Origin of the sequence: Micromonospora musae (assembly GCF_003626635.1) — a bacterium.
Lineage (GTDB): Bacteria > Actinomycetota > Actinomycetes > Mycobacteriales > Micromonosporaceae > Micromonospora > Micromonospora musae.
Genome location: NZ_RAZT01000011.1, coordinates 171775 through 195743, shown reverse-complemented (window position 1 = coordinate 195743; position 23969 = coordinate 171775). Strand labels below are relative to the sequence as shown.

General features: G+C 73.3%; 28 protein-coding genes. 18 read left to right on the top strand and 10 right to left on the bottom strand.

The features are described from left to right. The first annotated feature begins 126 nt into the window (after nucleotides 1-126). The 6 genes from D7044_RS22505 (at nucleotide 127) to D7044_RS22480 (ending at nucleotide 5359) form a co-directional block, all read left to right on the top strand. Nucleotides 127-1065: an LCP family protein gene (locus D7044_RS22505; RefSeq protein WP_120682953.1), complete on the top strand. Its 939-nt coding sequence runs from the start codon at nucleotides 127-129 to the stop codon at nucleotides 1063-1065. Nucleotides 1066-1123: 58 nt separating this feature from the next. After that, nucleotides 1124-1459, top strand: a complete 336-nt coding sequence (locus D7044_RS22500; RefSeq protein ID WP_120682955.1) for a rhodanese-like domain-containing protein — start codon at nucleotides 1124-1126, stop codon at nucleotides 1457-1459. A gap of 84 nt (nucleotides 1460-1543) precedes the next feature. Continuing rightward, nucleotides 1544-2338, top strand: a complete 795-nt coding sequence (locus D7044_RS22495) for a glycerophosphodiester phosphodiesterase (protein WP_120682957.1) — start codon at nucleotides 1544-1546, stop codon at nucleotides 2336-2338. Nucleotides 2339-2422: 84 nt separating this feature from the next. Beyond that, a complete protein-coding gene (locus tag D7044_RS22490; RefSeq protein ID WP_120690156.1) occupies nucleotides 2423-3880 on the top strand; it encodes a PAS domain-containing sensor histidine kinase in 1458 nt (485 codons plus the stop codon). Next, the gene (locus D7044_RS22485) at nucleotides 3877-4353 is read left to right on the top strand and encodes an ATP-binding protein (protein WP_120682959.1); all 477 of its coding nucleotides are present in this window, start codon (nucleotides 3877-3879) and stop codon (nucleotides 4351-4353) included. The genes D7044_RS22490 and D7044_RS22485 overlap by 4 nt, the downstream gene beginning before the upstream one ends. A 121-nt stretch (nucleotides 4354-4474) precedes the next feature. Continuing rightward, on the top strand, nucleotides 4475-5359 hold the full coding sequence (locus D7044_RS22480; protein WP_120690111.1) for a DUF5926 family protein: 885 nt from the start codon (nucleotides 4475-4477) through the stop codon (nucleotides 5357-5359). A gap of 102 nt (nucleotides 5360-5461) precedes the next feature. Here D7044_RS22480 and D7044_RS22475 read toward each other — a convergent pair whose 3' ends face one another. Beyond that, entirely contained in the window at nucleotides 5462-6673 is a 1212-nt protein-coding gene (locus D7044_RS22475) for an arginine deiminase (RefSeq protein WP_120690110.1), read from the bottom strand. A gap of 164 nt (nucleotides 6674-6837) precedes the next feature. Here D7044_RS22475 and D7044_RS22470 point away from each other — a divergent pair, with 164 nt between their 5' ends. The 5 genes from D7044_RS22470 to pheA all read left to right on the top strand — a co-directional run bounded on the left by D7044_RS22470 (nucleotide 6838) and on the right by pheA (nucleotide 10410). Beyond that, entirely contained in the window at nucleotides 6838-7575 is a 738-nt protein-coding gene (locus D7044_RS22470) for a hypothetical protein (RefSeq protein ID WP_120683174.1), read from the top strand. Between the two features lie 159 nt (nucleotides 7576-7734). Continuing rightward, nucleotides 7735-8193, top strand: coding sequence for a PAS domain-containing protein (locus D7044_RS22465; RefSeq protein ID WP_120682965.1), 459 nt, complete (start codon nucleotides 7735-7737; stop codon nucleotides 8191-8193). A gap of 75 nt (nucleotides 8194-8268) precedes the next feature. Beyond that, nucleotides 8269-8658 (top strand): ACT domain-containing protein, encoded by a 390-nt coding sequence (locus tag D7044_RS22460; RefSeq protein WP_120682967.1) that lies wholly within the window; start codon nucleotides 8269-8271, stop codon nucleotides 8656-8658. Nucleotides 8659-8936: 278 nt separating this feature from the next. Then, on the top strand, nucleotides 8937-9443 hold the full coding sequence (locus D7044_RS22455) for a hypothetical protein (protein ID WP_199716728.1): 507 nt from the start codon (nucleotides 8937-8939) through the stop codon (nucleotides 9441-9443). A 10-nt stretch (nucleotides 9444-9453) separates the two neighbouring features. Beyond that, nucleotides 9454-10410 (top strand): prephenate dehydratase, encoded by a 957-nt coding sequence (gene pheA / locus D7044_RS22450; protein ID WP_120682969.1) that lies wholly within the window; start codon nucleotides 9454-9456, stop codon nucleotides 10408-10410. Between the two features lie 55 nt (nucleotides 10411-10465). Here pheA and D7044_RS22445 read toward each other — a convergent pair whose 3' ends face one another. The 3 genes from D7044_RS22445 to D7044_RS22435 all read right to left on the bottom strand — a co-directional run bounded on the left by D7044_RS22445 (nucleotide 10466) and on the right by D7044_RS22435 (nucleotide 12217). Then, complete coding sequence (locus tag D7044_RS22445) at nucleotides 10466-11185, bottom strand: AIM24 family protein (RefSeq protein ID WP_120682971.1); 720 nt, start codon at nucleotides 11183-11185, stop codon at nucleotides 10466-10468. A 123-nt stretch (nucleotides 11186-11308) separates the two neighbouring features. Next, nucleotides 11309-11656, bottom strand: coding sequence for a metallopeptidase family protein (locus tag D7044_RS22440; protein WP_199716735.1), 348 nt, complete (start codon nucleotides 11654-11656; stop codon nucleotides 11309-11311). A gap of 129 nt (nucleotides 11657-11785) precedes the next feature. Further along, nucleotides 11786-12217 carry an OsmC family protein gene (locus D7044_RS22435; protein ID WP_120682973.1) on the bottom strand — a complete coding sequence of 144 codons (432 nt, stop codon included), beginning with the start codon at nucleotides 12215-12217 and terminating at the stop codon, nucleotides 11786-11788. Between the two features lie 128 nt (nucleotides 12218-12345). Between D7044_RS22435 and D7044_RS22430 the strand changes: the two genes are divergently transcribed. After that, the gene (locus D7044_RS22430; protein ID WP_120682975.1) at nucleotides 12346-13047 is read left to right on the top strand and encodes a hypothetical protein; all 702 of its coding nucleotides are present in this window, start codon (nucleotides 12346-12348) and stop codon (nucleotides 13045-13047) included. A 19-nt stretch (nucleotides 13048-13066) separates the two neighbouring features. On the opposite strand, the gene D7044_RS22425 is transcribed toward D7044_RS22430, so the two are convergent. Beyond that, complete coding sequence (locus D7044_RS22425; protein WP_233565086.1) at nucleotides 13067-13588, bottom strand: GNAT family N-acetyltransferase; 522 nt, start codon at nucleotides 13586-13588, stop codon at nucleotides 13067-13069. Nucleotides 13589-13785: 197 nt separating this feature from the next. Here D7044_RS22425 and D7044_RS22420 point away from each other — a divergent pair, with 197 nt between their 5' ends. Next, the gene (locus D7044_RS22420) at nucleotides 13786-14607 is read left to right on the top strand and encodes an HAD family hydrolase (RefSeq protein ID WP_120690109.1); all 822 of its coding nucleotides are present in this window, start codon (nucleotides 13786-13788) and stop codon (nucleotides 14605-14607) included. After that, the gene (locus tag D7044_RS22415) at nucleotides 14607-15419 is read left to right on the top strand and encodes an HAD family hydrolase (protein WP_120682979.1); all 813 of its coding nucleotides are present in this window, start codon (nucleotides 14607-14609) and stop codon (nucleotides 15417-15419) included. The genes D7044_RS22420 and D7044_RS22415 overlap by 1 nt, the downstream gene beginning before the upstream one ends. A gap of 76 nt (nucleotides 15420-15495) precedes the next feature. On the opposite strand, the gene D7044_RS22410 is transcribed toward D7044_RS22415, so the two are convergent. Continuing rightward, nucleotides 15496-16089 (bottom strand): bacterial proteasome activator family protein, encoded by a 594-nt coding sequence (locus D7044_RS22410; protein WP_120683182.1) that lies wholly within the window; start codon nucleotides 16087-16089, stop codon nucleotides 15496-15498. An 83-nt stretch (nucleotides 16090-16172) separates the two neighbouring features. Between D7044_RS22410 and D7044_RS22405 the strand changes: the two genes are divergently transcribed. Next, the gene (locus D7044_RS22405; RefSeq protein ID WP_120690108.1) at nucleotides 16173-17000 is read left to right on the top strand and encodes an alpha/beta hydrolase family protein; all 828 of its coding nucleotides are present in this window, start codon (nucleotides 16173-16175) and stop codon (nucleotides 16998-17000) included. 46 nt (nucleotides 17001-17046) lie between these two features. Then, nucleotides 17047-18240, top strand: coding sequence for an ABC transporter substrate-binding protein (locus tag D7044_RS22400; protein WP_120690107.1), 1194 nt, complete (start codon nucleotides 17047-17049; stop codon nucleotides 18238-18240). 121 nt (nucleotides 18241-18361) lie between these two features. On the opposite strand, the gene ddaH is transcribed toward D7044_RS22400, so the two are convergent. Further along, nucleotides 18362-19195, bottom strand: a complete 834-nt coding sequence (ddaH, locus tag D7044_RS22395; RefSeq protein WP_407663394.1) for a dimethylargininase — start codon at nucleotides 19193-19195, stop codon at nucleotides 18362-18364. Nucleotides 19196-19254: 59 nt separating this feature from the next. Between ddaH and D7044_RS22390 the strand changes: the two genes are divergently transcribed. Together D7044_RS22390 and D7044_RS22385 are read left to right on the top strand one after the other, a co-directional pair. After that, a complete protein-coding gene (locus D7044_RS22390; RefSeq protein ID WP_120682986.1) occupies nucleotides 19255-19713 on the top strand; it encodes an Lrp/AsnC family transcriptional regulator in 459 nt (152 codons plus the stop codon). A 110-nt stretch (nucleotides 19714-19823) separates the two neighbouring features. Continuing rightward, on the top strand, nucleotides 19824-21692 hold the full coding sequence (locus D7044_RS22385; RefSeq protein WP_120690106.1) for a beta-propeller domain-containing protein: 1869 nt from the start codon (nucleotides 19824-19826) through the stop codon (nucleotides 21690-21692). Between the two features lie 97 nt (nucleotides 21693-21789). On the opposite strand, the gene D7044_RS22380 is transcribed toward D7044_RS22385, so the two are convergent. The 3 genes from D7044_RS22380 to mobA all read right to left on the bottom strand — a co-directional run bounded on the left by D7044_RS22380 (nucleotide 21790) and on the right by mobA (nucleotide 23891). Next, entirely contained in the window at nucleotides 21790-22950 is a 1161-nt protein-coding gene (locus D7044_RS22380; protein ID WP_120682990.1) for a T3SS (YopN, CesT) and YbjN peptide-binding chaperone 1, read from the bottom strand. Between the two features lie 90 nt (nucleotides 22951-23040). Next, on the bottom strand, nucleotides 23041-23295 hold the full coding sequence (locus D7044_RS22375; RefSeq protein WP_120682992.1) for a DUF6457 domain-containing protein: 255 nt from the start codon (nucleotides 23293-23295) through the stop codon (nucleotides 23041-23043). Continuing rightward, on the bottom strand, nucleotides 23292-23891 hold the full coding sequence (gene mobA / locus D7044_RS22370; protein ID WP_120682994.1) for a molybdenum cofactor guanylyltransferase: 600 nt from the start codon (nucleotides 23889-23891) through the stop codon (nucleotides 23292-23294). Before mobA ends, D7044_RS22375 begins: the two co-directional genes overlap by 4 nt. Nucleotides 23892-23969: the final 78 nt, after the last annotated feature.

Below are 23969 nucleotides of genomic sequence, written 5' to 3'. Positions count from 1 at the left end.
CGGCGACGGGGAGGGGCCACGTCCAGGTCGGGCGGGGACGGCGAGGAGCGGACCGAGGCGCACACGGCCATCCGGCCGCACCGCGCCCGCTGGCCTCGCATCCTGCTGGGGGTCGGCCTGACCCTCGTGGTGCTGGCCGGGGTCACCGTCTTCGGGCTCCAGGCGCTCACCGACCGGTACGACCGCACGGTGATCAAGGAGCAGCTGCTCGACGCCGGGTCCCGCAACGATCGTCCCGACCTGGACGGGCCGCTCAACTACCTGCTGATCGGCACCGATCGCCGACCGGGGGACAACACCACCGAACAACGCGCCGACACCATCCTCATCGTGCACGTGCCGACCGGACTGCGGGAGGCGTACCTGGTCTCCATCCCCAGGGACCTGCTCGTCGCGATCCCCGCCGGGAGCGGCTACGCCGGAGGCGAGGACAAGATCAACGCGGCGTACGAGCACGGTCGAGGTGGCGAGCCCGGCGCCCAACTGCTCTCGGCCACGCTGACCCGGCTCACCGGGATCCGCTTCGACGGCGCAGCCCTCGTCGACTTCTCCGGCATCCGGAAGGTGGTCGACCTGCTGGGCGGAGTCCGGATGTGCGTGGAACGCGAGGTTCGCTCGATCCATACGGACCGGGTGTTCAGCCCCGGCTGCCGGCAGATGAACGGCGCCGAGGCGCTGGACTACGTCCGGCAGCGCTACGACCTGCCGGGCGGCGACTACGACCGGCAGCGCCACCAGCAGCAGCTGCTCCGGGCGATGCTGGACCGGGCGGGCGAGACGCGGCTGCGCACCAACCCGATCAAGCTCGACCAGGTGATCCGGGCCGTCGGCAGCTCACTGACGGTGGACACCAACGGAGTCGCCCTGGAGGACCTGCTCCTCGCCCTGCGCGGGCTGCCCGCGAACGCGCTGCGCGGAGTGCAGGTGCCGTCGCACTCGCAGACCATCGACGAGGTCTCGTACGTGGTGCTGGAGAACGGCGGGAACGGCCTCTTCGACGCCGTCCGGGGCACCCGGATGCCGAACTGGACCCAGGCCAATCCGCGCTGGGTCGTACGGCTGTGACGATGCCGATGGCCCGGACCGCAGCGATCGACCCCGCGAGGTTCTAGGCTTGGTAGCCGTGTTCGGACCCCAGGTACCCACCGTGACCGTGCCCCAGATCGCCGACGACACCTACCTGCTCGACGTCCGCGAGGACGACGAGTGGGCCGCCGGCCACGCGCCCGGCGCCCACCACCTGCCGATGACGGAGCTGCCGGCCCGGATCTCCGAGGTGCCGACCGATCGGGACGTGGCCGTCATCTGCCGCTCCGGCGGCCGCTCCGCCCAGGTCGTCGCCTACCTCTCCCGCAACGGCTGGGACCAGGTGCGCAACGTGGCCGGCGGCATGGGCGAGTGGGCCGCCGCCGGGCGGCCGGTGGTCGGCGAGGACGGACAGCCGGGCCGGGTGCTCTAGAGGATGTTCGAGAAGACCATGCCCTACTGCGCCGGTCCGGCTCGCGATGGGCGAGCCTTCTCAAACACCCTCTAGGCGGCCGGGATGGGCGAACAACCCCTGGTCTTCGCGCACCGCGGTGCCTCGCACGACCTGCCCGAGCACACCCTCGCGGCGTACCTGCGCGCGCTGGCGGAGGGCGCCGACGGGCTGGAGTGCGACGTACGCCTGACCCGCGACGGGCACCTGGTCTGCGTGCACGACCGGCGGCTGGACCGCACCAGCAACGGCCACGGCCTGGTGAGCGCCCGCACCCTCGCCCAGTTGGAGGAGCTCGACTTCGGTTCCTGGCATCCGGGCTGCGTACCGGGCGAGGGGGACGAGCCGCCGGACGAGTCGCACACCCGGCTGCTCACTCTGGAGCGGCTGCTCGACGCGGTGCTGGCCGCCGGCCGGCCGGTCCGGCTGCTGGTCGAGACGAAACACCCGTCCCGCTACGGCCGCGACGTCGAACGGCGACTGGTCGCGCTACTGCGCCGCTACGGGCTGACCGAGCCGACGCCGGACGACCCGGTCCAGGTCACCGTGATGTCGTTCGCGCCGCTGGCCGTACGCCGGATCCGGGACCTCGCCCCCGCCCTGCCCACCGTGCTCCTGCTCGAGGTGCTGCCGCGCTGGCTGCGGCTCGGCCGCCTGCCGTTCGGCACCCGCATCGCCGGACCGGGCATCGCGCTGGTGCGGGAACGCCCCCAACTGCTGCGGGCGCTGCACGACGCCGGCAACCAGGTGTACGTCTGGACCGTCAACCAGCCGGAGGACCTGGACCTCGTCCTCACCGCCGGGGTGGACGGCATCATCACCGACCGGCCCGCCCAGACCCTGGCCCGTCTCGGACGCTGACCCCGCCCGGGCGAGGTGTTCGGACGGTTCGGCCGGGGGTACGCGGGGGTGCCCAAATCCGGGCCGGCGGGGCAGACTCGGGACATGCCGGAGCGCATCGATTTCGCCGCTCTCATCGCGGGGCACACCGTGGTGATCGAAATGATCAACTCCGGTGACGCCGGACTGCCCGTCCTCACCCAACTCCTCCGGGTGGCCCAGCCGGCGCTCGGCGCGGCCGGCATGGCGTTCGTCGAGTTCGGCCCGACCGGCGGGCGGGTGATCTCAGCGACCGGCGCCACCGAGTGGACCGTGGGCCGCCCGCTGCCCGCCGACGACCCGGTCACCGTCTGCCTGCTCTCCGGTCCCCGGGTGCAGCAGCTGCGGGCCGACCGGCTCGCCGGTGCGTTCCCCGGCGAGCTCGCCGACCGGGGCCTGCGCCGAATGGTCGTCTCCCGGGCGGAGATCGGCGGACACACGGTTGGCAGCCTGCACGCCGTCTACGCCGACGACGCCACCGAGCCGGACGACCAGCACCACGGCGTGATCGCGTACCTCGCCTCCTGCATCGCGCACATGTACGGCGACCAGACCGGGCTGCCGGTGCACGGCGACGGCCCGGTCGTGGCGGCGCTCGCCGACGGGCTCGCCGTGGTCGACCGCGACGGCCGGGTACGGCTCTGGAACCCGGCGGCGGCGCAGGTGACCGGCCAGGCCGCCGCCCAGGCGCTCAGCCGACCGCTCCCGTTCCCGATCCCCCCGTCCGGCCAGGTGCTCGACCACCGCCTGCCGGACGGTCGCTGGCTGCGGATCACCTCGGGCGACGTGCCCGGTCCCGGCGCCCTGCGGGTGGTCACGTTCCGCGACATCACCGACCAGCAGCGCCGCGACCACGAGCGCGACCTCTTCGTGGCGGTGACCAGCCATGAGCTGCGGACCCCGGTCACCGTGATCAAGGGGTACGCGGACACCCTGACCGACCACTGGGAGTCGCTGACCGACGCCGACCGACGGCAGGCCGCCCGGGTGATCGGTCAGCGGGCGAACGAGCTGGCCCGCCTGGTCGACCGGCTGCTCTCCTCCGCCGCCGAGGCGGGACCCGGCGACGAGCCCCCCGCCCCCTTCGACCTCGGCGACGCGCTGCGGGCCGCGGCCGGCGATCTCCCCGCGGAGCTGCGTTCCCGGCTCGCCCTCTATCTGCCGGTCGACCTGCCCAAGGCGCTCGGTCACCGGCCGAGCCTCGCCACCGTGTTGACCGAGCTGGCCACGAACGCCGGCAAGTACTCCGCGCCGGGCAGCCGCATCGAGATCAGCGCCAGGCCGGACGGTCAGATGGTCGCGTTCCGGGTCAGCGACCGGGGCATCGGCATCCGGCCGGAGCATGTCGAGCGGGCCTTCGACCGGTTCTGGCAGGGCGAGTCCGGGGACCGCCGCGGCTATCCGGGGGCGGGGCTCGGTCTCTATCTCGTCCGCCGGATCGTTGAACAGCAGAATGGATGGGTATCCCTCAGACCGAGGGCCGGTGGCGGTACGGTCGCAGAGGTGCGACTGCTGCGCGGATGACCGGCGACGGCACGGGGCACGAAGGGGCGACGGTGGCGACGGGAAAGGGCGAACGGGCCTGGTGCGTGGTGGTCCCCCACCACGCCAGCGGCGCGCGGCTGGCCCGGCACCGGCTCGCCGACGAGCTGACCGGCCTGGTGCAACCCACCCTCCTGGCGGATCTGGTCGCGGTACTCGCCGAACTGGTGGGCAACGCCGTCCGGCACGCCCGTCCGCTGCCCGGCGGGGTGGTGCGGGTCGCCTGGCGGCTGCGCGGCCCGGTCGACGCCCCGCACGTCCAGCTACGGGTCACCGACGGCGGTGCCGCCGAGGGCCCGCGGATGCGGGCGGCGAGCCCGGACGCCGCCGACGGGCGCGGGCTGCACATCGTCGCGGGCCTCTCCAGCCGGTGGGGGGTCGAGCAGGACGGGCTCGGGCAGAGCGTGTGGGCCGAGTTCGAGCCGGCGGTGGCCGATCTCGTCGTCGCCGGCTGAGCCCTCGTTCCGTCCCGGTGGTCCGCGGCCCCCGATCGAGCCGCGACCGGCCGCCCGCCGGCCCCCGCCCGGGGCGGGTCCTCCCCCCGGCGGTCCCGTCGGGCCTCTAGGCTGTCTCGCCGTGAGCAAGCGTCGAAAGAGCCAGCGGGCCGCCGAGACCACCCCGAAGCGCGAGAAGGTGCGCGACATCTTCGTACCGCGCCCCTTCGAGGGGCTCGTCGACGAGCCCGAGTGGATCGCGCTGCGCGAGCTGGTACCGGCCGCGTCCGCGCCGCTGCGGCTCGCCCCCGCCCTGGTCGAGGAGTTCGGTGAGCGTCAGGTGACCCTGGCCACGGTGCTGCCGCTGGCCGCGCCCGCCATGACGAAGCCCGACGGGCGGGTGCTCGTCGGGCTGCAGCGGCACGACCAGTCCGGCGACGTCTCGCGCGACCTAGCCGAGGCGCTGCTCTGCGCCCTGCGGGCGGAGCCGGGCGAGCCGGTGTCGGTGCCGCCGCTGCCCGGGCCCGGCGCCCGGCTGCAGGACCTCCTGGTCGACGGGCCGCTGGAGATCAGCATGCACGACGGGTTCGAGTTCTGGCTCGACCCGGGTGCGACCGAGGACGCGAACGTGCAGGCGTCCCTGGAGCGGGCCAACGCCGCGATCTACCCGACGGTGCGACTGAGCGCCGCGAAGGCGGCGTACTGGTGTCAGGTGCCGGAGAAGGCGCACGTGCGCTGGGTGCTGCCGGAGGACGAGGACACCGCTTTGAACGCGTTGGCCCGGCTCGGCGCGGCCGGCACGCTGCCGCTCGGCGACGACACCCGGTTCGCCGGCATGTTCCGGGCACACGGCCGGCTGGTGCCGGTCTGGGACCTGCCCGAGCGGACCCCCGCCGCCGAGTGGGAGGAGCCGGTGGCACAGTTCGCCAAGCGGTACGCCGAAGCGCTCGCCGACACCGCCCCGCTGGACGCCGCCGGCCGCCGCGCCCGGCAGGGCCTGCTCGGCCGACAGCTCACCCTGCGCTGACCCGCCGGTCCCCCGCACCGCCTCGTTCACGGAAAGAGTGGTCATTCCCGAAGGAATGACCACTCTTTCCGTGTTTTTGTGCGGGAGTGCGAGGCGCTGCGGTCAGCGTCGCAGCGGGTCGCGGACGATCGGACAGGACATGCAGCGCGGTCCGCCCCGGCCGGAGCCCAACTCCGAGCCGGCGATCGGGATCACCTCGATGCCGGACCGTTCCAGCTGCGCGTTGGTCTCCACATTGCGCTCGTAGCCGACGCAGAGCCGCGGCGCGAGGGCGAGGGTGTTGTTGCCGTCGTCCCACTGCTCGCGCTCGGCGGTGACCGGATCCAGCCCGGTGTCGATGACCCGGAGCTGGTCGATGTCCATGGCGTCCGCGGCGGCCCGCAGGAACGGCGCCGGGCCGTCCACCCGCGGGTCCTCGCCGTCGGCGCCGGCGATCACGGTGTACGCGGAGAGCGCGTCGGCGACGTTCGGGTACATCAGCACGGCGTCGACGTCGACCATCGTGCAGACGGTGTCCAGGTGCATGGTGGCGCGCTCCTGCGCGACCGGCACCACCAGGATGGTGTGCGCCAGCCCGGCGGCGAAGACCTGCCGGCCGAGCCGCTCCGCGCCGGCGGGCGTGGTCCGCTCGCCCACCCCGACGGCGAGCACACCGGGGGCGAGCAGCAGGACGTCGCCGCCCTCCAGGTGCTCCAGCCCGGGCCGGTAGACGAACTCCGTACCCGCGAAGCGGGGGTGGTGGCGGTAGATGGCGTTCGTCAGGGTGCTCTCCCGGCGGCGGGCCGGCATCGCGAGGCTGGTCACCCCGACCCGGTCCCTGATCCAGAGCGAGGAGTCCCGGGTGAAGAGCAGGTTGGGCAGCGGCTCGATGACGAAGTCGTGCCGGTCCATCAGCGTGTAGACGAGCCCGCCCGGCCGCTCCGGGCTGATCCGCAGCTCCTCGTGGGCGAGGCCGGCGATGAGCACGTCGGCGAGGGCCGCCGGGTCCAGGTACGCCAGATGGTCGGCGACGCGGGCACGCAGACTGTCGCCCAGCCGGGGCGAGTCGAGCACCTGATCGGTGAGTTCGGCGCGCGCGTCGGCCACCGCGAGCGTCTCGGCGAGCAGGGTCGCGAGGTAGAGCACCTCCACCCCGCGCTCGCGCAGCGCGGCCGCGAAGGCGTCGTGTTCCTCCTGGGCGCGCCCCACCCAGGGGATCGCGTCGAACAGCAACGAGTCGTTGTTGCGGGGGGTGAGGCGGGCGAGTTCCGGGCCGGGACGGTGCAGGAGCACGGTGCCCAGCCGACCGACCTCGCTGTCCACGTAGTGGGTCACCCTTGGCAGCGTAGGGCAGGGTTTGGCGGCATCCGGGAAAAGAACTGAGGGTGAATATGGCATTCATCCACAGTCACTCCGGCGCTCCACCTTGCCGAGCCCCCGGAGGGTCAACGTAGGGTAGTGGGGACATAACTTCGAGGGACCTTTTGCCGGAGGTCGCGATGACTGTCTTTCCCGCTCGCCGGGCCGCACCCACCACCCGGGCGCTGCCTGGCACGGTGCCGCATCCCCGAGTGGAGCCACCCGGGCTACTCGAACCGGTCCGCCCCACACCGTTCGAGTGGGCCCGCCGTCGGCGGGCGGAGCGTGGTGCCCGACGCCTGGAGGCGGCGGGAGCCCGCGCCGTCGGTCAACTCGACCATCTCGGGCCGGCGTGGCACGTCATCGACTGGCCCCGCACCGACGCCGCCGACGACCTGCTCGACCGGGGGCACGACGAGCGCGCCGGGTTCCTCGCCATCGGGCCTAGCGGTCTCTTCGCGGTCACCGTGGCCGACCACGGCCGAGCCCGGGTGCTGGTCGCCGGCGACGTGGTGCAGATCAACGGCAAGCGGCCGCCGTACGTGGCCGAGGCCCGGCGGGACGCCAGGCGGGCGGGCAAGGCGCTCTCCGACGCGGTGGGCCTGCAGATCCCGGTGACACCGGTGCTGACCTTCGTCGGCTCGGGCGTCATCAGCGTCTACGGCCTGCCCAAGGACTGCCTCATGGCCACCCACCGCGAGCTGGATCGGCTGCTCGTGGCCGGTGGCAACCGGATCAGCCCGGCCACCGCCGAGAAGCTCTCCCGCGTGGCGCAGCACCCGGCCACCTGGCTGAACGGCACGTACCGCCCGGTGGCCGACTACCGGTGGTACGAGGACGGCCGAATGGCCGCTGACAAGCCGGCGAACCGTCGGTAACGTCTTCGGCGACGTCTCGTGGGCCGGTAGTCACCGGCGCCGCGGGTCCGCGCCGCGGCCATCGATCACCAGCTCTGCTCGCGCAGCGGCGGTCGGTGGCCGGGGCGCGGTCGCCGACCGGCTAGCGTGGACAGTCCGTCGGTGTACATAGGAGGCTCGGTGGCCCACGTCGAACTCTCGCTCTCCGAAGTGTTCGTGCCGGCGGGACGGGCCTCGACAGAGCCGGAGCTCGACAATTTCGAGCGATGGTCCTCGACGGTCACCAACGCCGACGAGCCGTGCCTGCTGATCGACGCCGACACCAACGTGATGGCGATCTCCACCGCAACGTGCGAACTGCTCAGCCTCGGCGAGCCGGAGGCCGTGATCGGGCTGCCGATGCTCGACGGCGGGCTGCGTCTGCTCGACTTCACGGCGAACCGCGGCGAGCTCACCCAGCAGGAGATCGACAAGATCCCTCCGCTGCTGGCGCTCTCCTCCGGCCGGCTGGCGCGGGGCCTGCTCCGGGTGCAGGCGACCACTCCGAAGGCTCCGGTCTGCACGGTGGACGCCATCTCCACTCCGGTCTTCACCGACGGCGCGGTGGCCGGCTCGCTGACCTTCTTCTCGCCGGTCTGAGCTGCGACAACGTCTGGCTTTCGCCGCACGCGGCAAAGCCGGGTCCACCACCGGTCGAGGCCGTAAGGTGCCCTCATGCTCGATATCGCTCTGCTGCCGGGGGAGTACGCCGTGTGCCGGATGGCCGCCGGCTCCGCCCTGCCGCCCGCGCTGTCGGGTGGGCTCGGCGCCACGGACGTGGTGACGGTGAGCTGGACCGCTGACGGGATCTCGGTGATCTGCCCGATGGATCGCGCCCCCGCCCAGGCCGTGCTGGAGACCGCGTGGCGCTGCCTGCGGGTCGGCGCGCCGGAGGACGTGGCCGTCGGCGGCACGCTCGCCGCCCTGGTCGATCCGCTCGCCGGCGCCCGGGTGAGCGCGGTCGCCTTCTCCACCTTCGACACCGACTACCTGCTGGTCCCGGCGGTACGCCTCGGCGAGGCGACCGCCGCGCTGGAGCGGGCCGGGCACCGCCTGCTCGGTTGACTTCACCAACGCCGCCGATGCTCCTACGATGGGCTCGGCCACCCCGGCCGTAACGTCCCCGCAGCCCCCAGGATCGGCCCGTGCCGCCCACCCCGCCCCGTCACACCGCGCCTCCAACCGTCGACCCGACGCCTCCGGGCAGCAGTCCGGGCCTCCCGGTCCTCCGCCCGGTCCGGGCCGGCACGCGCGCGACCGTACCCACCGGACGGCCGGCCCGGCTCGGCGTGGCCGCGCATCTCAGCGCTCCCGCGACGGCACCGGGCCGGCGAGCCCGCGCCGTGGTGGCCGTGCTGACCGCCCTGGCGGTGGCCGGCTGCGGCGTGCCGCCCGAGCTGCACCAGTCGGAGTCGCCCAGCTCGCCGGGCGCACCGTCGGCGCCGACGTCGGTCCCCACCGCACCGGCACCGCCGGCCACCGGCCTGCCGTCGACCACGCCGGGCCTGTCGTCCCCGTCGGCCGATGCCGGGCTGGTGGCGACGCCGTGCCGCGGCGGGCCGACCGGCGAGCGGGTCATCAACGTGCTGCGGGGCGGCGCCGCAGTGCTCCCCGACGGCGTCCGGGTCAAGGTCGGCACCGAGCCGCTCTGCGCCGCCGACTGGCAGTACACGGTGCTCGAAGTGACCGGGCACGAGGAGCTCCAGGTCGTCACCCGGGGCCGGCCGGCCGCACCGCAGCTGGTGACCGCCGGCACGGACGTGTGCAACGCCGAGGTGCGGGTGGTCGCCCCGCCCGGCATCCGGACCTTGGCCTGCGACAACGGCACGGTGGGCATACCGGGTGCGTAGGCTGGTCGGCATGCCAGGAACTCCGCCGACCCGTTTCGTCTACCTCGGCCCCGAGGGCACCTTCGCCGAGCAGGCGCTGCGTACCATCCCGGCCGCCGAACGCGGCAGCCGTACGCCCGCCCGCAGCGTGGGAGAGGCGCTGGAGAACGTACGGGCCGGGGAGGCCGACTCGGCGCTGGTGCCGTTGGAGAACTCGATCGGTGGGGCGGTCGGGGTGACCCTCGACGAACTGGCCGAGGGGGAGCCCTTGGTGATCACCCGCGAGGTGATCCTGCCCGTGGAGTTCGTGCTCGGCGCGCGTCCCGGCACCGAACCGGACGCGATCGGCACGGTCGCCGCCCACCCACAGGCCTCCACCCAGTGCCGGAACTGGCTGCGCGCCAACCTGCCCGACGCGGTGGTGGTCGACGTGCTCTCCAACGGAGCCGCGGCCGCGGGCGCCGCCACCGGCGAGTACGACGCCGCGATCTGCGCCCCGATCGGCGCCACCCGCCACCGGCTGGCCGTACTGGCCGACAAGATCGCCGACCACCCTGACGCGGTGACCCGCTTCGCGCTCGTGTCCCGCCCCGGCCCACCCCCGCCGCCGACCGGGGACGACGTCACGTCGCTGGCGGTCTACATCGCACACGACCGGGTGGGCGCGCTGCTGTCGGTGCTGATGGAGCTGGCCGTACGCGGGGTCAACCTGACCCGCATCGAGTCCCGGCCGACCGGGGAGGCGCTCGGCCGCTACGTCTTCTTCCTCGACTGCACAGGGCACGTGGCGGACGTTCGGCTGGGCGAGGCGTTGCAGGGCCTGCGCCGGGTCTGCGCCGCCGTGCACTTCCTCGGCTCGTACCCCCGACACCGCTGGCTGGAGACGGGCGGTGAGCGCCCGGTGCCGCCGCCGCCCGGTCTCTCCGACGCCGACTACACCGACGCGAGCGCCTGGCTGGCCCGGTTGCGCACCGGCGAGCTGAGCTGAGCCGACACGGTGGCGCGCCGGTGAGCTGAGCTCGACCGGCGCGCCCCGGGTGCCGTCAGCTCAGCAGACCGCCGAGCAGACCGCCCTGCTGCTCCTGCGCGCCGCTGCCCATCACGGGCGGCTCCTCCGAGGGCTGCACCACGACGAAGCCCTGGCCGGCGAAGCTCATCGTGAACGCCTCACCCGTACGCCGGCCGAGCAGCGTGCCGAGGCCGAGCTGCTCGGCCCGGTGGTAGCCGGTCTGGAGGCTGGCCGACCAGCAGACCGCGGCCTGCGGGTCGACGTAGGTGGGCTGGTCGACGTTGAGGACCACCGGGGTGCCCCGGGTCGTGATCGCGATCCGGCCGTGGCCGCTGAAGACGCAGTTGAAGAGGCCGGAGGCGGCCATCCCGGTGCCGCCGACCATGCGGATGTCGTACTGGAGGGTGGAGTCGAAGGCCAGCACGCTCGATCCGTTGATGGAGAGCGCATCGCCGGGCTCCAGGTCGATGATGTGCACGTCCTTGGCCAGCTCGGCCAGGAAGACGTCACCCTGGCCGGTGACCTTCATGAGCGGCACGCCCTCGCCGGTGAGCTTCTGCTTGAGGAACTTGCCGAGCCCGCCGGAGCCGAGCGCCTGGAACTGCACGTTCCCCTGGTAGGCGACCATCGACCCGACCCGGGCCATCGCCTCCCCGTTGAGCTCGATCTTCAACAACTTGGAGTTCTGCAGCCGCATGCCGGGCTGCGCGGACTCCTGCTCCAGGTTCTCGGCGGAGAAGAGCGAGCTGCGCATGTAGTGCCTCCTGAGATCGCAACGCCTGCCACGACGGTAGGGGACCGTCGCAACGACGGGCCGGCGGACCGGTCGGCCTGTGATCGGCGGCTCGATCGCCTGTCGCGGAGCCGAACGGCCGGGTCAGGCCCAGCCCAGCGCGTGCAGTCGCTCGTCGTCGATGCCGAAGTGGTGGGCGATCTCGTGGACCACGGTGACCGCGACCTCGTCGACGACGTCCTCCTCGTCCTCGCAGATCCGCAGGATCGGGTGGCGGTAGATGAAGATGCGGTCGGGCAGGACCCCGGCGTAGTCCCAGCCCCGATCGGTGAGCGCGTGCCCCTCGTAGAGGCCGAGCAGGTCGTCCTCGCCCGGCGGCGGGTGGTCCTCGACCAGGATCACGACATTGCTCATGAGGCCGAGCAGCTCCTCGGGCACCTCGTCGAGCGCGTCGCCGACCAGCTCCTCGAAGCGCTCGCGGCTCATCTCCACCGGCACCCCGCCATTCTGCCCGACGCCGTGTCGCGCCCGGTCGGTCGAGATCGACGCACGTTCACGGAGAGGGTGGCCGCCCGTGGGCCGGCCGAGGGCTCTCTCCGTGAACGCGCGCTCAACGAGCTGTCAGGAGGAGAGGCGGGCGGTGAGGGTGATCTCGGCGCCCGGGGAGAGCAGGCGGGAGATCGGGCAGTTCGCCTTGGCGGCCTCGGCGAGCTTCTGGAACTCCGCCTCGTCGATGCCGGGCACCTCGCCGACGGTCTCCAGCTCGATCCGGGTCACGGTCATGCCGGCGTCGGTCTTGTCCAGGTGCACCTTGGCGGTGGTCTCGACCGAGGTGGCCGTCGAGCCGGCGTCGGCGAGCGCCTTGGAGAAGGCCATCGAGAAGCAGCCGGCGTGCGCGGCGCCGATCAGCTCCTCGGGGTTGGTGCCCTCCCCCTCCTCGAAGCGCGACTTGAACGAGTAGTTCCCCTGGAAGCCGCCCTTGCCGGTGCGGATCGTGCCGGACCCCTCGGTGAGGTTGCCCTGCCAACGTGCGGAAGCGGTACGGATAGGCATGGTCCGACGCTATCGGAAAGCCGATCCGCCTGCGACGGGCTCCGCCGACGGCCAGCGTGCGATCCCCGTCACCGGTCGTCCCCTGTGCCATTATTCGACCAGTCGCGCGACCGCGGGAAGGATGGCGGATGTCCCGAGAGCTTCCCATCCAACGACAGGACGACCGGGACGGCATGGCCGTCATCGAGTGGGGCACGGCCGAGCCCGAGGCGCCGGAGCGGCCCCGACGCTCGCTCGCCGGCTTGGGGCGGGATCGCCGACTTCCGCCGCTGGTCGCCGGGCTGGGTGCGGTGGCCGCCGTCGGCTCGCTGGTCGGCGAGTGGGTCGTCATGACCCTGCCGGAGGGCGGGCGCGACGGTCCACTCGAGGTTCCCGCCGGAGTGGCCGACGTCAACGGTTTCGGGGTCGGCTACCTGGTCGGCCTGCTCGTGCTGGTCGGCACGGTGGCGCTGGCGCTGCGCGGCACCCCGGCCGTCCGGCCGAACGCCCGAGTGCTGGGACTCGCCCTCGCCGGGGCGCTGCTGGTCCTGGTGGCCGCCGCCGCGTTCGAGCTGGACGAGTCGACCCGGCGTCTCTTCTACAGCCCGGACGCGGGCCTACGGATCGAGTACGGCCGGGGCCTCAGCATGGCCTTCGTCGCCTGCGTACTGCTCGGCGTGGCGCTGCACCTCTCCCCGAACGCCGCAGCGCTGGACGACGACGCCGCACCCCCGCCGGTGTTCGGGCGACGCCGCCGGCCCGATCGGGACGAACCGGACGAGGCTCCGCCGCCGACCGATCTGACAGTGCAGCCGACAGTTCCGTTCGCCCGCCCGGAATCGCCGAGCTGAGGCCGGGTCGGAGCGGCCGTCAGGGCGTGGCCCAGCGCAGCTCGCCGTCGACCAGCACACCGGTGGCGTGCATGCCGAGCCGCTCGGCGACCCGCGCCGAGGCGCGATGGTCGGGGTGGACGTGGGCGATCAGCCTCCGCACCGCCTGCCGGTCGAGCCAGCCCGCCATGCCCAGGGCGGCCTCGACGGCGTACCCGCGGCCCTGCTCGGGCACGGCGACGACCCAGGCCAGCTCGGCGATCCGGTCGTCGCCGTCCAGCCGAACGGTCGCCTGCACGGTGCCCACGGCACGACCGCTGCGGCGATGCCGGACGATCCAGTTCAGCCAGCCCAGCACCCCGTCCGGCGAGTGCCCGACCACCTGCCGCGCGTACCGGGTGCGCAGCCGCGCCAGGTCGACCGGTTCACCGCCGATGAACTCGTGCAGCCGCTCGTCGTGCAGGAGGGGGGCCATCTCCTCGGCGTGCTCGACCCGCAGCGGTTCCAGCACGAGCCGGTCCGTCTCGATCGGTTCGGCCGCCGGCCAGTCGGGTGCCACCACCGGCCAACCGTACGGCGGTACGGGTTCCGGCGGGGAGCGGGCGCCACCGGGGGTGTGCCGGGGATTGGCATCCGATTCGCCTGGAAGCCATGGTTGCGCCCCGTTCCGCGAGGTACGGTTGCTGCCCGCCGTCACTCCGGGTCGACGATCGACCACTGAAACGGCTGGTTGCGGCGGCGGCGGGCGAAGGAGGAACGATGACCCGCCCGGGACTGCCCAAGCTGATCGCGACCGATCTCGACGGCACACTCGTCCGCAGCGACGACACCGTCTCCGCGTACACCCACGGGGTGCTCGACCGGGTGCGCGCCGCCGGGATCCCGGTGGTCGGGGCCACCGGCCGCGGTCCGCGGCTGACCGAACTGACCCGCAACGACATCCGCGCCGCCGATTTCCTGGTGATGGCCGGCGGCGGTCGCGTGGTCGACCAGAGCGACCCGGCCGGCCCGGTGGTGCTGCGTGACGAGCGGCTCCCCGCCGAGGTGCTCGCCCGGCTCCTGGCCGACCTGGAGGCCGAGGTCGGCCCGCTGACCGTGATGGTCGAGGCGTCCGACGAGCACGAGGCCCCGCTCTGGGGCGACTACCACCCGAGCTGGCCGTATCAGGACCGGTTCGAGGCGCGTACCCGCGCGGAGTGCCTCGCCACCGACGTGATCAAGGCGTTCGCCCGGACCGCCGACCACCACGTGGACGAGCTGCTCGACGTCGCCCGCCGGATCGTCCCCGCGGAGGTGGCCACGCTCACTCAGGCCGGGCTCGGTTTCGTGGAGATCTGCCCGCCCGGGGTGGACAAGGCGACCGGGCTCGCCGTGGTGGCGCAGACCCTCGGCGTCGACCCGGGCGACGTACTGGTCTTCGGCGACCAGCCGAACGACCTGCCGATGTTCGAGTGGGCCGGCTGGTCCCGGGTGGCCGTCTCCAACGCCCACCCGGCGGTCCGCTCCGCCGCCGACGAGGTCACCCTGCGCAACGACGACGACGGGGTCGCGGTCTACCTGGACCGACTACTGTCCCGGTGATGGAAGAGACCCCTCGGCTCGTCGCCACCGACATCGACGGCACCCTGCTCCGGGAGGACCGGACGGTGAGCCCGCGTACCCGTTCCGTACTGGCCCGGATCGCCGCGTCGGGCACGCCCGTGGTGCTGGTCACCGGCCGGCCGGTCCGCTGGCTCAAGCTGGTGTACGAACAGCTGGCGGAGCCGCTGCCGGCGATCTGCGCGAACGGCGCGGTGGTGTACGACCCGGCCGGCGACGAGGTGCTGCGGGCCGACCCCCTGGCACCGGAGCTGCTGGCCGAGGTGGCCCGGCGGCTGCGGGCCGAGGTGCCCGGGGTGACCTTCGCCGTGGAGGTCACCGACAGCCGGCAGATGCGGCACGAGACGCACTACCCGTTGCGCTGGGACGCCGACCACGACGCGATCCGCGCCGTGGAGTCTCCGGAGGAGCTGCTGGCGGCACCGGCGGTGAAGCTGCTCGCCAGAGCCGGCGAGCAGGACCCGGACGCGTTCGTCGAGCTGGTGGCCGCGGCCCTGCAGGGGCTGGCCGAGGCCACCCACTCGTCGTACTCGGGGCTGGTGGAGATCTCCGCTGCCGGCGTGACCAAGGCGGCGGGCCTGGCCTGGTACTGCGCCCGGCTCGGCATCGACGCCCGGGACGTGGTGGCCTTCGGCGACATGCCGAACGACGTACCGATGCTCACCTGGGCCGGTCGGGCGGTCGCGGTCGCCAACGGGCACCCCGCCGTGCTGCGGATCGCGCACGAGGTGACCGCCCCGAACACCGAGGACGGCGTCGCGGCGTACCTGGAGAAGGTCTTCGACCTGGGCTGACGGGTCGGGCCGTGACTTCGCGTCACGGCCCGACCCGTTCCGTCCCGCCGGCGCGCGCCGGGCGCGGCCCGTCGGCTCAGAGGTACTGGCCGGTGCTGTGTCCCTCGCCGCCCTGCCCCATGCCCGGCATGCCCGGCGCCACCGCACCGGGACCGCTCGGCAGCGCGCGGCCGGACCGCATCTGCTCCAGCTGCACCCGGGCCGCCATCTGCTGCGCGACCAGCGCCGCCTGGATGCCGTGGAAGAGACCCTCCAGCCAGCCGACCAGCTGCGCGTGCGCGACACGGAGTTCGCTCTCGCTCGGCGCGCCCTCCTCGGTGAAGGGGAGCGAGAGCCGCTCCAGCTCCTCGCGCAGCTCAGGGGCGAGCCCCTCCTTGAGCTCGACGATCGAACGTTCGTGGACCTCGCGCAGCCGGTGCCGGCTGGCGTCGTCGAGCGGGGCGGCCTTGACCTCCTCCAGCAGCTGCTTGATCATGCTGCCGATCCGCATCACCTTGGCGGGCTGCTCGACCAGGCGGGTCGGATCCTCCCCCTGCCCCTCGTCGGTCTGCACGGTGCCGACCGGCCGGCCGTCGGGGCCGACCACCACCACGGTGCCGGGGTGGGGGGCGTCCTCGTGGCCCGGCTCGTCGTTCTGTCCAGCGGCGCTCGCTTCGGTCATGGGGTCCATCTTGGCCCAGCGCACAAGGTCCACGCTCGCCGGGACCGACTCCTCGGACGCGGATCACCCGCAGGGCGCGCTACCGTCGCGCCATGCCCGCCGACCCGCGCGCCGTCCTGACCCGACCCGCTCCGGATCCCGACCACACCGTGGCGTACGGGGAGCACCCGGACCAGATCGCGGACCTCCGGGAGCCGGCGGGCGGCGGGCCCGCGCGACGGTTGGTCGTGGTGGTGCACGGCGGCTTCTGGCGGGCCGAGTACGACCGGCGGCACACCGGGCCACTGGCCGCCGCCCTGGCCGCGTCGGGCCGTCCGGTGGCGCAGCTCGAGTACCGGCGCACGGGTCAGCCGGGCGGCGGCTGGCCGAACACCCTCACCGACGTGCTGGTCGGCGTGGCGGAGCTGCGCCGGCTGGCCGCCGCGGCGATGCCGGGCCGGGTGAGCACCGCCCCGCCGGTGATCGTCGGCCACTCGGCCGGGGGGCACCTGGCCCTCTACGTCGCCGCCACGGCACCGGAGACGGTGGGTGGGGTGCTGGCGCTGGCCCCGGTGGCGGACCTCGTCGAGGCGCACCGGCTGGACCTCGACGGCGGCGCGGTGGCCGAGCTGCTCGGTGGCGGGCCCGACGAGGTGCCCGACCGGTACGCGACGACCGATCCACGATCATTGGTGCCTGTCAGGTCACGCACAGTAGTTGTCCATGGTGAGATGGATCAACAAGTGCCGGTGCGCATGAGTCGCGACTTCGTGGCGGCCGCCCGGCTGGCGGGCTCCGGAATCGCCTACTTTGAGCTGAGTGAGTGCGAGCATTTCGGGCTTATCGACCCCGAGTCTGCAGCCTGGCCAACGGTGGCCGCCGCACTGCGATCACTCGAAGAAGATCAGCGGCCGATTGACGCAGCGTCGCCGACCAGGTAGAACGCCGGAGGGGCGACGCGCCCTCCAACCCTGCTGGAAGGATTCGGTGCCGCAGATGAACCGCCGACGGGCGCTCCAACTCCTGGCCGCGCTCGGCACCACCGGGCTAGTCGCGGCGTGCGGCAACGACCCCGACGGAGGCGAATCGGGTAGCACCGGGGAGCCGATCAAGATCGGTCTCATCGCCCCCAAGGCCGGCGGCCTCAAGGCGATCGGCGACGAGATCGTCAACGGTTTCCAGCTCTTCCTCGACCTGAACGAGCAGCGGCTCGGCGGGCACCCCGTCACGCTGATCACCGCCGACGAGGGGGACGACGCCAGGTCCGGCAAGGCCGCCGTCGACGAGCTGCTGCACCAGGGCGTGCTCGCGCTGACCGGCGTGGTCAACTCCGCCGTGATGCTGGGCATCCGGGACACCGTCGAGAAGGCCCGGGTGCCGCTCATCGGCTCGAACGCCTCGCCGAGCACGCTGCAGAGCGTGGTCTACATCTGGCGGACCTCGTACGTGCTGGACGAGGCGGGACGGGCGCTCGGCGGCTACCTGAAGAGCCGACTGCGGCCCGGCTCCCGGCTGGCGATCATCATGCCGGACAGCGTCAGCGGGGAGGACGTCGAGCGCGGTTTCCGGGAGGAGTTCGGCTCCACCGACCCGCGCATCGCCGGCCGGGCCATCTGGACCACCGCCGCCGCCAACCCCAGCAAGACCGCGTACACCCAGGACATCGGCAAGGCGCTCGACGAGAACCCCGACGCGATCCTCTGCTTCTTCACCGGTGAGGCCGGGGTCGAGTTCATCAAGCAGCTGCGCCAGGCGGGCTACAAGGGCCCCGTCTACGCCCCGGGCTTCCTCACCGAGGGAACCGCCCTGGAGAACATGAAGAACGACGCGCTGAACATCCAGACCGCGCTGAACTACTCGGCCGACCTCAGCAACACGGCCAACCGGGTCTTCGCCTCCGAGTACCGCAAGAAGCTCCACGTCTCGCCGACCACCTACGCCATGGCCTCGTACGACGCCGCCCAGGTGCTGCACCAGGCCATCCAGCTGGCCGGTGCCAACCCGAGCTCGCAGGAAGTCAACCTGGCGCTCGGCAAGCTCGGGCAGATCGACAGTCCGCGCGGGATCTGGCAGTTCAACCAGCCGCGTACGCCGCAGCAGAAGTGGTACCTGCGTCAGGTGCAGCGCGACGGTCAGGTGCTGTCGAACGTCCTGATCAGCGAGCTGGCCACGCTCGGCTGAGCCGCCGCGCCGACTCGTACGCCGAGGGGCCGGTCTCCGTGCGGAGACCGGCCCCTCGCTCGTGCGCGGGCACGCGGCCCGAGGCGATCGGCGCACCCGTGGGCGGGGGCACCGGCGCCGTTCAGTGCCGCAGCTCGGCGATGCAGCACTTCACGCTGCCGCCGCCCTTCTTCAGCTCGGCCAGCTCTACCGGCACCGGGTGGTAGCCGGCGGCCTTCAGCTTCTCGGCGAGCCCGGTGGCCTCGCTGTTCAGCACCACGTTCAGGCCGTCACTGACCAGGTTGAGCCCGAAGGCCATCACATCGGCGTCGTCGGCGATCACCGCGTCGGGAAAGAGCTGGGCCAGCACCTTCTGGCTGGCCGCCGAGAAGGCGCCCGGGAAGTAGACGACGTTGCCGTCGTCGATGGCGGCGAGCGCCACGTCCAGGTGGTAGAAGCGCGGATCGACCAGGCGCAGTGAGATCACGGGGCGGCCGAGCGCCTCCTGCGCCTCGGCGTGCGCCGGAAGTTCGGTGCGGAACCCGTGCCCGGCGAGGACGAGCCCGCCGTGCGCGTCCGGGACGTACGCGAAGTCGCCCTCGCCCTCATTGGTCTCGCTCGGTGCGATGAACCGCCAGCCCTGCGACTCGTAGAAGGCCCGGTGGGCCGCGGCCTCGGCGGCCCGCTGCTCGTGCTTGAACTGCGCGCCGTAGACGACGCCGTCCACCACGAAGGCGCCGTTGGCCGCGTAGACCATGTCCGGCAGGCCCCGCTCGGGCGTCAGCAGGTGCACCTCGTGGCCGAGCTGCACCAGGGTCTCCCGCAGCCGGTCCCACTGCTTCACGGCCAGCTCGGGGTCGACCGGGGCGGTCACGTCCATCCACGGGTTGATGGCGTACTCGACCGCGAAGTGCTCCGGAGAGCACATGAGGTATGTCCGCTTTCGCGGCACTCGCTGGTGGTTCACGGTCACCAAGAGTAGGTATCGTAGAAGTTTGGTAACAGCCACAAATATTGCTTCCCAGGGGCGGAACGTTGCAGATAGACGCCGTAGACCAGCGGATCATTGCGTTGCTCGTCGCCGACGCCCGAGCCTCGTACGCCGACATCGGAACCCGGGTGTCACTCTCCGCCCCCGCCGTGAAGCGACGGGTCGATCGGCTCCGGGCCACCGGGGTGATCCGGGGATTCACGGCCGTCGTCGACCCGGCCGCCGTGGGCTGGACCACCGAGGCGTTCGTGGAGCTCTTCTGCGCCGGACGGACCACCCCGGCGCAGATCGGCGCGGCGGCCCGCCGGCACCCCGAGGTGGTGGGCGCGTACACCGTCTCGGGCGAGGCCGACGCGCTGGTGCACCTGCGCGCCGCAGACATCGCCCACCTGGAGGCCGCCCTGGAGCGGCTGCGCGCCGAGTCGTTCGTGACCTCGACCCGCAGCACCATCGTGCTGTCCCGGCTGGTCGAGTCCCCCGGCGTCGGGCCGTCCACCGGCTGACCCGGGCTCCGCGGCCGCCGCCCTCGTCACCGGGCGGCGGGGCGGGCGACGACGACATGATTCGCCGGTGCGGGTGGGAACCGGCACGAACGACGGCCCGTCGAACGGCCATGACACGGGGAACCCACCTCGCCGCCGCCGGTGCCCTGGCCGCGCTCGCCCTGCTCGCCGGCAGCGGCCCGCCCGCCGCCGCGCCCACCGCCCCCGACGCACCAGCCGCGCCCGCGCCCCCCGAAACCCGGCTGGTGGGGTACGAGTCGTGCGGCGAGGCCCTTGCCGGGCTGCGCGCCGCCGCCGGCGCCGCCGTCGGGCCGTGGGGCCTGAACGACCGGGACGTCGCCTGGGTCGCGAAGGCAGGCACCGGAGAGGCTCGGCTCGACGTGGCAGCGGCGCCCGCGCCCGAGCACTCCACCACCAACGTCCACGAGGTCGGGGCGGACGAGCCGGACCTGGTCAAGACCGACGGCCGGCGGATCGTGACGATCAGCCAGGGCGTGCTCCGGGTGACCGACCCGGCGACCCGGCGGACCACCGGCCGGCTCGACCTCGCCGACGACACCCTGGTGGACCAGCACCGGGAGCGCAGCCTGCTGCTGCACCGCGACCGGGCGCTGGTGCTGAGCGGGCCCGGCGGGATGCGGTTCCGCACGGCCGATGAACAGGCCACGGGCGAGGGCACCCGGCTGACCCTCGTGGACCTCACCACGACCCCCGCCGTACTCGGCACCTACTCGATCGACGGCGCCCTGATCGACGCGCGGCAGAGCGGCGCCACGGCCCGGGTCGCGGTCCGCTCCGACCCCCGACTCGACTTCCGTCTCGACCCGCGCGCCGGCGACGCCGAGCGGATCGCCGCGAACCGCTCGGTGATCGCGTCGGCCCCCATCGACGCGTGGCTGCCGGCGTACGAGTGGAGCGCCGGCCAGGAGCGACACCACGGGCGGGTCGGCTGCGAGCGGCTGAGCCGACCGGCCGACGCCACCGGCACCTCGCTGGTGACGGTGCTCAGCTTCGACCTCGCCGCCGAGCGGATCGGCGACGGTGACCCGGTCAGCGTCGCCGCCGACGCCGCCACGCTCTACGGCACCGCGAACAGCCTCTGGCTCGCCGGTGAGCGCCGCCCCGTCCACCGACCCCGGCCCAACTTCTGGGGTGGGCGACCGGCGGAGGTGAGCACGGTGATCCACCAGTTCGACACCGCGAACCCGGGCCCGCCCCGATACCTGGCCAGCGGCAGCGTCCCCGGCTGGCTCGTCAACCAGTACGCGCTCTCAGAGTGGCAGGGCGATCTGCGGGTCGCCACCACCGTCGACGGCGCCCGCGGCCGCTCGACCTCCGAGTCCGCCGTGTACGTGCTGCGCCGGCAGGGCGGCACGCTGCAGCAGGTCGGCGCCGTCAGCGGCCTGGGCCCCGGCGAGCGGATCCACTCGGTGCGCTTCCTCGGCGGCATCGGCTACGTGGTGACGTTCCGGCAGACCGACCCGCTCTACGCGCTGGACCTGACCGACCCGACGAAGCCTCGGGTCACCGGCGAACTGAAGATCACCGGATACTCCGCGTACCTGCATCCGCTGCCGGACGGTCGGCTGCTCGGCGTCGGGCAGGAGGCCGACCGGCGGGGTCGTACGCAGGGGCTGCAGGTCTCGCTCTTCGACGTCCGGGATCCGGCCCGACCGCTACGGCTCGACCGGTACCACGTGCCCCGCGCCTGGTCGGCCGTGGAGTTCGACCCGCACGCGTTCCTGTACCACTCGGAGACCGGCCTGGTCGCGCTGCCGGTCGACCGGGGCGTACGGCTGCTACGGGTGACCGCCACCGGCATCGGCGAGCTCGGGCAGGTGACCCACCCGGGCGTCGGCGAGGGAACCCTCAACCGGGCGGTGCTGGTCGACGGCACGCTCTGGACCGTCTCCGCCGCCGGCCTGCGGGCCAGCGACCCCACCAACGGACGGAGCCTCGCCTGGCTCCCGGCGACCTGATTCTCCCTCCCCAGCGGGTGGGGCCCGGCAAGCCGGGGCTTCCGGGCCCCACCCGCCTCGACCCGAGGGTCCGGCCCGCACGGGGCCGGGACGCCGGTCAGAGGTACATGCCGGTGCGGTGCTCGCCGTCGCCGGCGCGGGTCGCCTTGTCACCGTCGCCGAAGAACCGCTTCCCGCCGAACTCGCCGTGCAGCCGGTCGTCCAGCTCGTCGGCGAGCCCGGTCATCACCTGCACGGCCAGCATGAGATGGGTGGGCTGGAAGTTGCGGCCGAAGACGGGGATGGAGGCCCAAACCGTGTCGTCGGCGCAGTAGAGGCGGCCGATCGGCATCCGGTTGGTCAGTTCGGAGAGCTTGACGTAGAGCCGCTCGGTCGGCTCGACCTGGGTGAGCACCGGGGAGAAGACGTCGACCAGCGGCGGGTTGTCCCGGACCCGGACGAAGACCATCGCCGAACCGGCCCGGATGTTGATGTCGCCGTCCGAGTCCACCTGCAACCGTTCGGAGTCGGACTTCAGCATGGTGGAGACGACGGTGCGGACGCGCTCCTCCAACGCCAGCACGTCGTTCTGCTCGCTCTGGGCCGCGACGGCCTCGACCAACGCCTCGTCCAGCTCCTCCTCGGAGACCCGGCCAGGACCGAACTCGCTGCGCGCGGTGCCCAGCGGCACGTCGGGCAGCGGCTCCCCCTCCGCGTCGTGGATCAGGTAGACGAGGAAAGCCGGGTGCGGCGCGCCGTAGACGTCGCGCAGGGTGCGGGCGAGCAGCGCCGAGATCCGGCCCGACTGAGCCATGCTCGCGTCCAGCCCGAAGTACTCCCCGGATCGGTCGAGAACGCCGGGCGGGGCCCAGCCGAGCGCGACCATGTCCGCCACGGCCGCCCGGTCCAGCCGGTAGCCGTCCGGCAGGCCGGCGTTCCCGACGGCCCGCGCGGAGAGCCGCCCCTCCTCGGCCACGTCGATCCCGATGGAGTAGACCGCGTCACCGGTGCCGGACGCGGTCGGGTCCAGAGTCAGCTCGACGTGGGTGCCCGACGGGAGCGTGGGCAGCCGCTCGGCGAGCGCCCGAGCGAACTCCTGCCACGCCTGGGTCACCTTGGCCCGCAGGTCCGCGGTGCTCGGCTCGTCGAGCAGGATCGACTCCGGATGCTCCGGCTGGGTCGTGGCACCGGCCGCCTGGGCCGTGGTGACCTCCGTCCGCCGGGCCGAGGCGGCGCCGGCTGGTTCACCGGGCGGCGCCGAGGGGTGGTCTGCCGTCATGATCGCCTCCGTCCGTCACGGCCACCCTACCCACGCGGTCCGGAGGACGAATCAGCGCCGACAGCGATCGGACATACCGCCCGAGACTGGTCAGGCAGACGTCTCGGTACCCAGTTCGACAGGCCAGGACGCGGCGAGGGCGCTGAGCCGTTCGGCCGTCTCCGTCGGGTCGGCGCCGCGTCCCACGGCCAGCCCGAGGAGGAACGCGGAGACCGGCGCACCGGGCCGGAGCACCTGATGGGCGACGTCCTTCGCCAGGTTCAGCACGGCCGGCACCGGCACCTGCGCCGGGTCCAGGCCCAGCTCGGCGCAGGCCGCCGTGACCCAGTCGTCCATCACCGTCATCGCACCCACTCCTCCGCCCGGCGTACGTCCTGGTCAGTGTCGCAGTCGAACCACGGCGGCGGGCCGGCACCGACCCAGGCCACCTCACGCACGGTCAGCCCGCCGAGCAGAGCGCGTACGGGGGCACCGGCCAACCCACCCGCACGACCGCTCGCGAGCCCGGCCAGTGCGCCCCGAAGCGCGGGAACCCGCCACACCCCGCAGAGCGTCTGCCGCCGCCCTTCCTCGTCGACGTAACAGGCACCGTCGGCACCGGTCGAGGTCAGCTCGTGCAGCAGGACGGCGACCGCCTCCCGGGTGAGCAGCGGCAGGTCCGCCGCGAGCAGGGCGACGAGGGCGGTGTCGGGGTCGAGCAGAGCGAGACCGGCCGCCGTGGCGGCCACCGGCCCGGCCCCGGCCGGCTCCTCCCGGGTGACCCGTACGCCGGGCGGAGCCGGGTCGGCCGGCCCGACCAGGACGCGCGGGGCGGCGTCGGCGACGGCGGCCAGCACCCGATCCCGCATGGACCGGCCGCGGACCCGCCGGGCGGGCTTGTCCACACCGCCCATCCGTCGGGCCGCGCCCCCGGCGAGCACCACCGCCGCGTACGTCTCCATCGGGTCCGTCCCGACCTGAGCGGCACGGCCGTCCGAGCTCGCGTGCCCCGGAACGGCGGCGGGAGATCGGAACGGGCC

Bases quoted from the DNA above. Each gene is read 5' to 3' on its own strand.
- D7044_RS22495 (WP_120682957.1), top strand. From the start codon at position 1,544: ATGGGCGAACAACCCCTGGTCTTCGCGCACCGCGGTGCCTCGCACGAC.
- D7044_RS22405 (WP_120690108.1), top strand. From the start codon at position 16,173: ATGCCCGCCGACCCGCGCGCCGTCCTGACCCGACCCGCTCCGGATCCC.
- D7044_RS22430 (WP_120682975.1), top strand. From the start codon at position 12,346: ATGTCCCGAGAGCTTCCCATCCAACGACAGGACGACCGGGACGGCATG.
- mobA (WP_120682994.1), bottom strand. From the start codon at position 23,891: ATGGAGACGTACGCGGCGGTGGTGCTCGCCGGGGGCGCGGCCCGACGG.
- D7044_RS22460 (WP_120682967.1), top strand. From the start codon at position 8,269: ATGCTCGATATCGCTCTGCTGCCGGGGGAGTACGCCGTGTGCCGGATG.
- D7044_RS22490 (WP_120690156.1), top strand. From the start codon at position 2,423: ATGCCGGAGCGCATCGATTTCGCCGCTCTCATCGCGGGGCACACCGTG.
- pheA (WP_120682969.1), top strand. From the start codon at position 9,454: ATGCCAGGAACTCCGCCGACCCGTTTCGTCTACCTCGGCCCCGAGGGC.
- D7044_RS22375 (WP_120682992.1), bottom strand. From the start codon at position 23,295: ATGACGGTGATGGACGACTGGGTCACGGCGGCCTGCGCCGAGCTGGGC.
- D7044_RS22420 (WP_120690109.1), top strand. From the start codon at position 13,786: ATGACCCGCCCGGGACTGCCCAAGCTGATCGCGACCGATCTCGACGGC.
- D7044_RS22380 (WP_120682990.1), bottom strand. From the start codon at position 22,950: ATGACGGCAGACCACCCCTCGGCGCCGCCCGGTGAACCAGCCGGCGCC.
- D7044_RS22470 (WP_120683174.1), top strand. From the start codon at position 6,838: ATGACTGTCTTTCCCGCTCGCCGGGCCGCACCCACCACCCGGGCGCTG.
- D7044_RS22410 (WP_120683182.1), bottom strand. From the start codon at position 16,089: ATGGACCCCATGACCGAAGCGAGCGCCGCTGGACAGAACGACGAGCCG.
- D7044_RS22435 (WP_120682973.1), bottom strand. From the start codon at position 12,217: ATGCCTATCCGTACCGCTTCCGCACGTTGGCAGGGCAACCTCACCGAG.
- D7044_RS22445 (WP_120682971.1), bottom strand. From the start codon at position 11,185: ATGCGCAGCTCGCTCTTCTCCGCCGAGAACCTGGAGCAGGAGTCCGCG.
- D7044_RS22385 (WP_120690106.1), top strand. From the start codon at position 19,824: ATGACACGGGGAACCCACCTCGCCGCCGCCGGTGCCCTGGCCGCGCTC.
- D7044_RS22415 (WP_120682979.1), top strand. From the start codon at position 14,607: ATGGAAGAGACCCCTCGGCTCGTCGCCACCGACATCGACGGCACCCTG.
- D7044_RS22485 (WP_120682959.1), top strand. From the start codon at position 3,877: ATGACCGGCGACGGCACGGGGCACGAAGGGGCGACGGTGGCGACGGGA.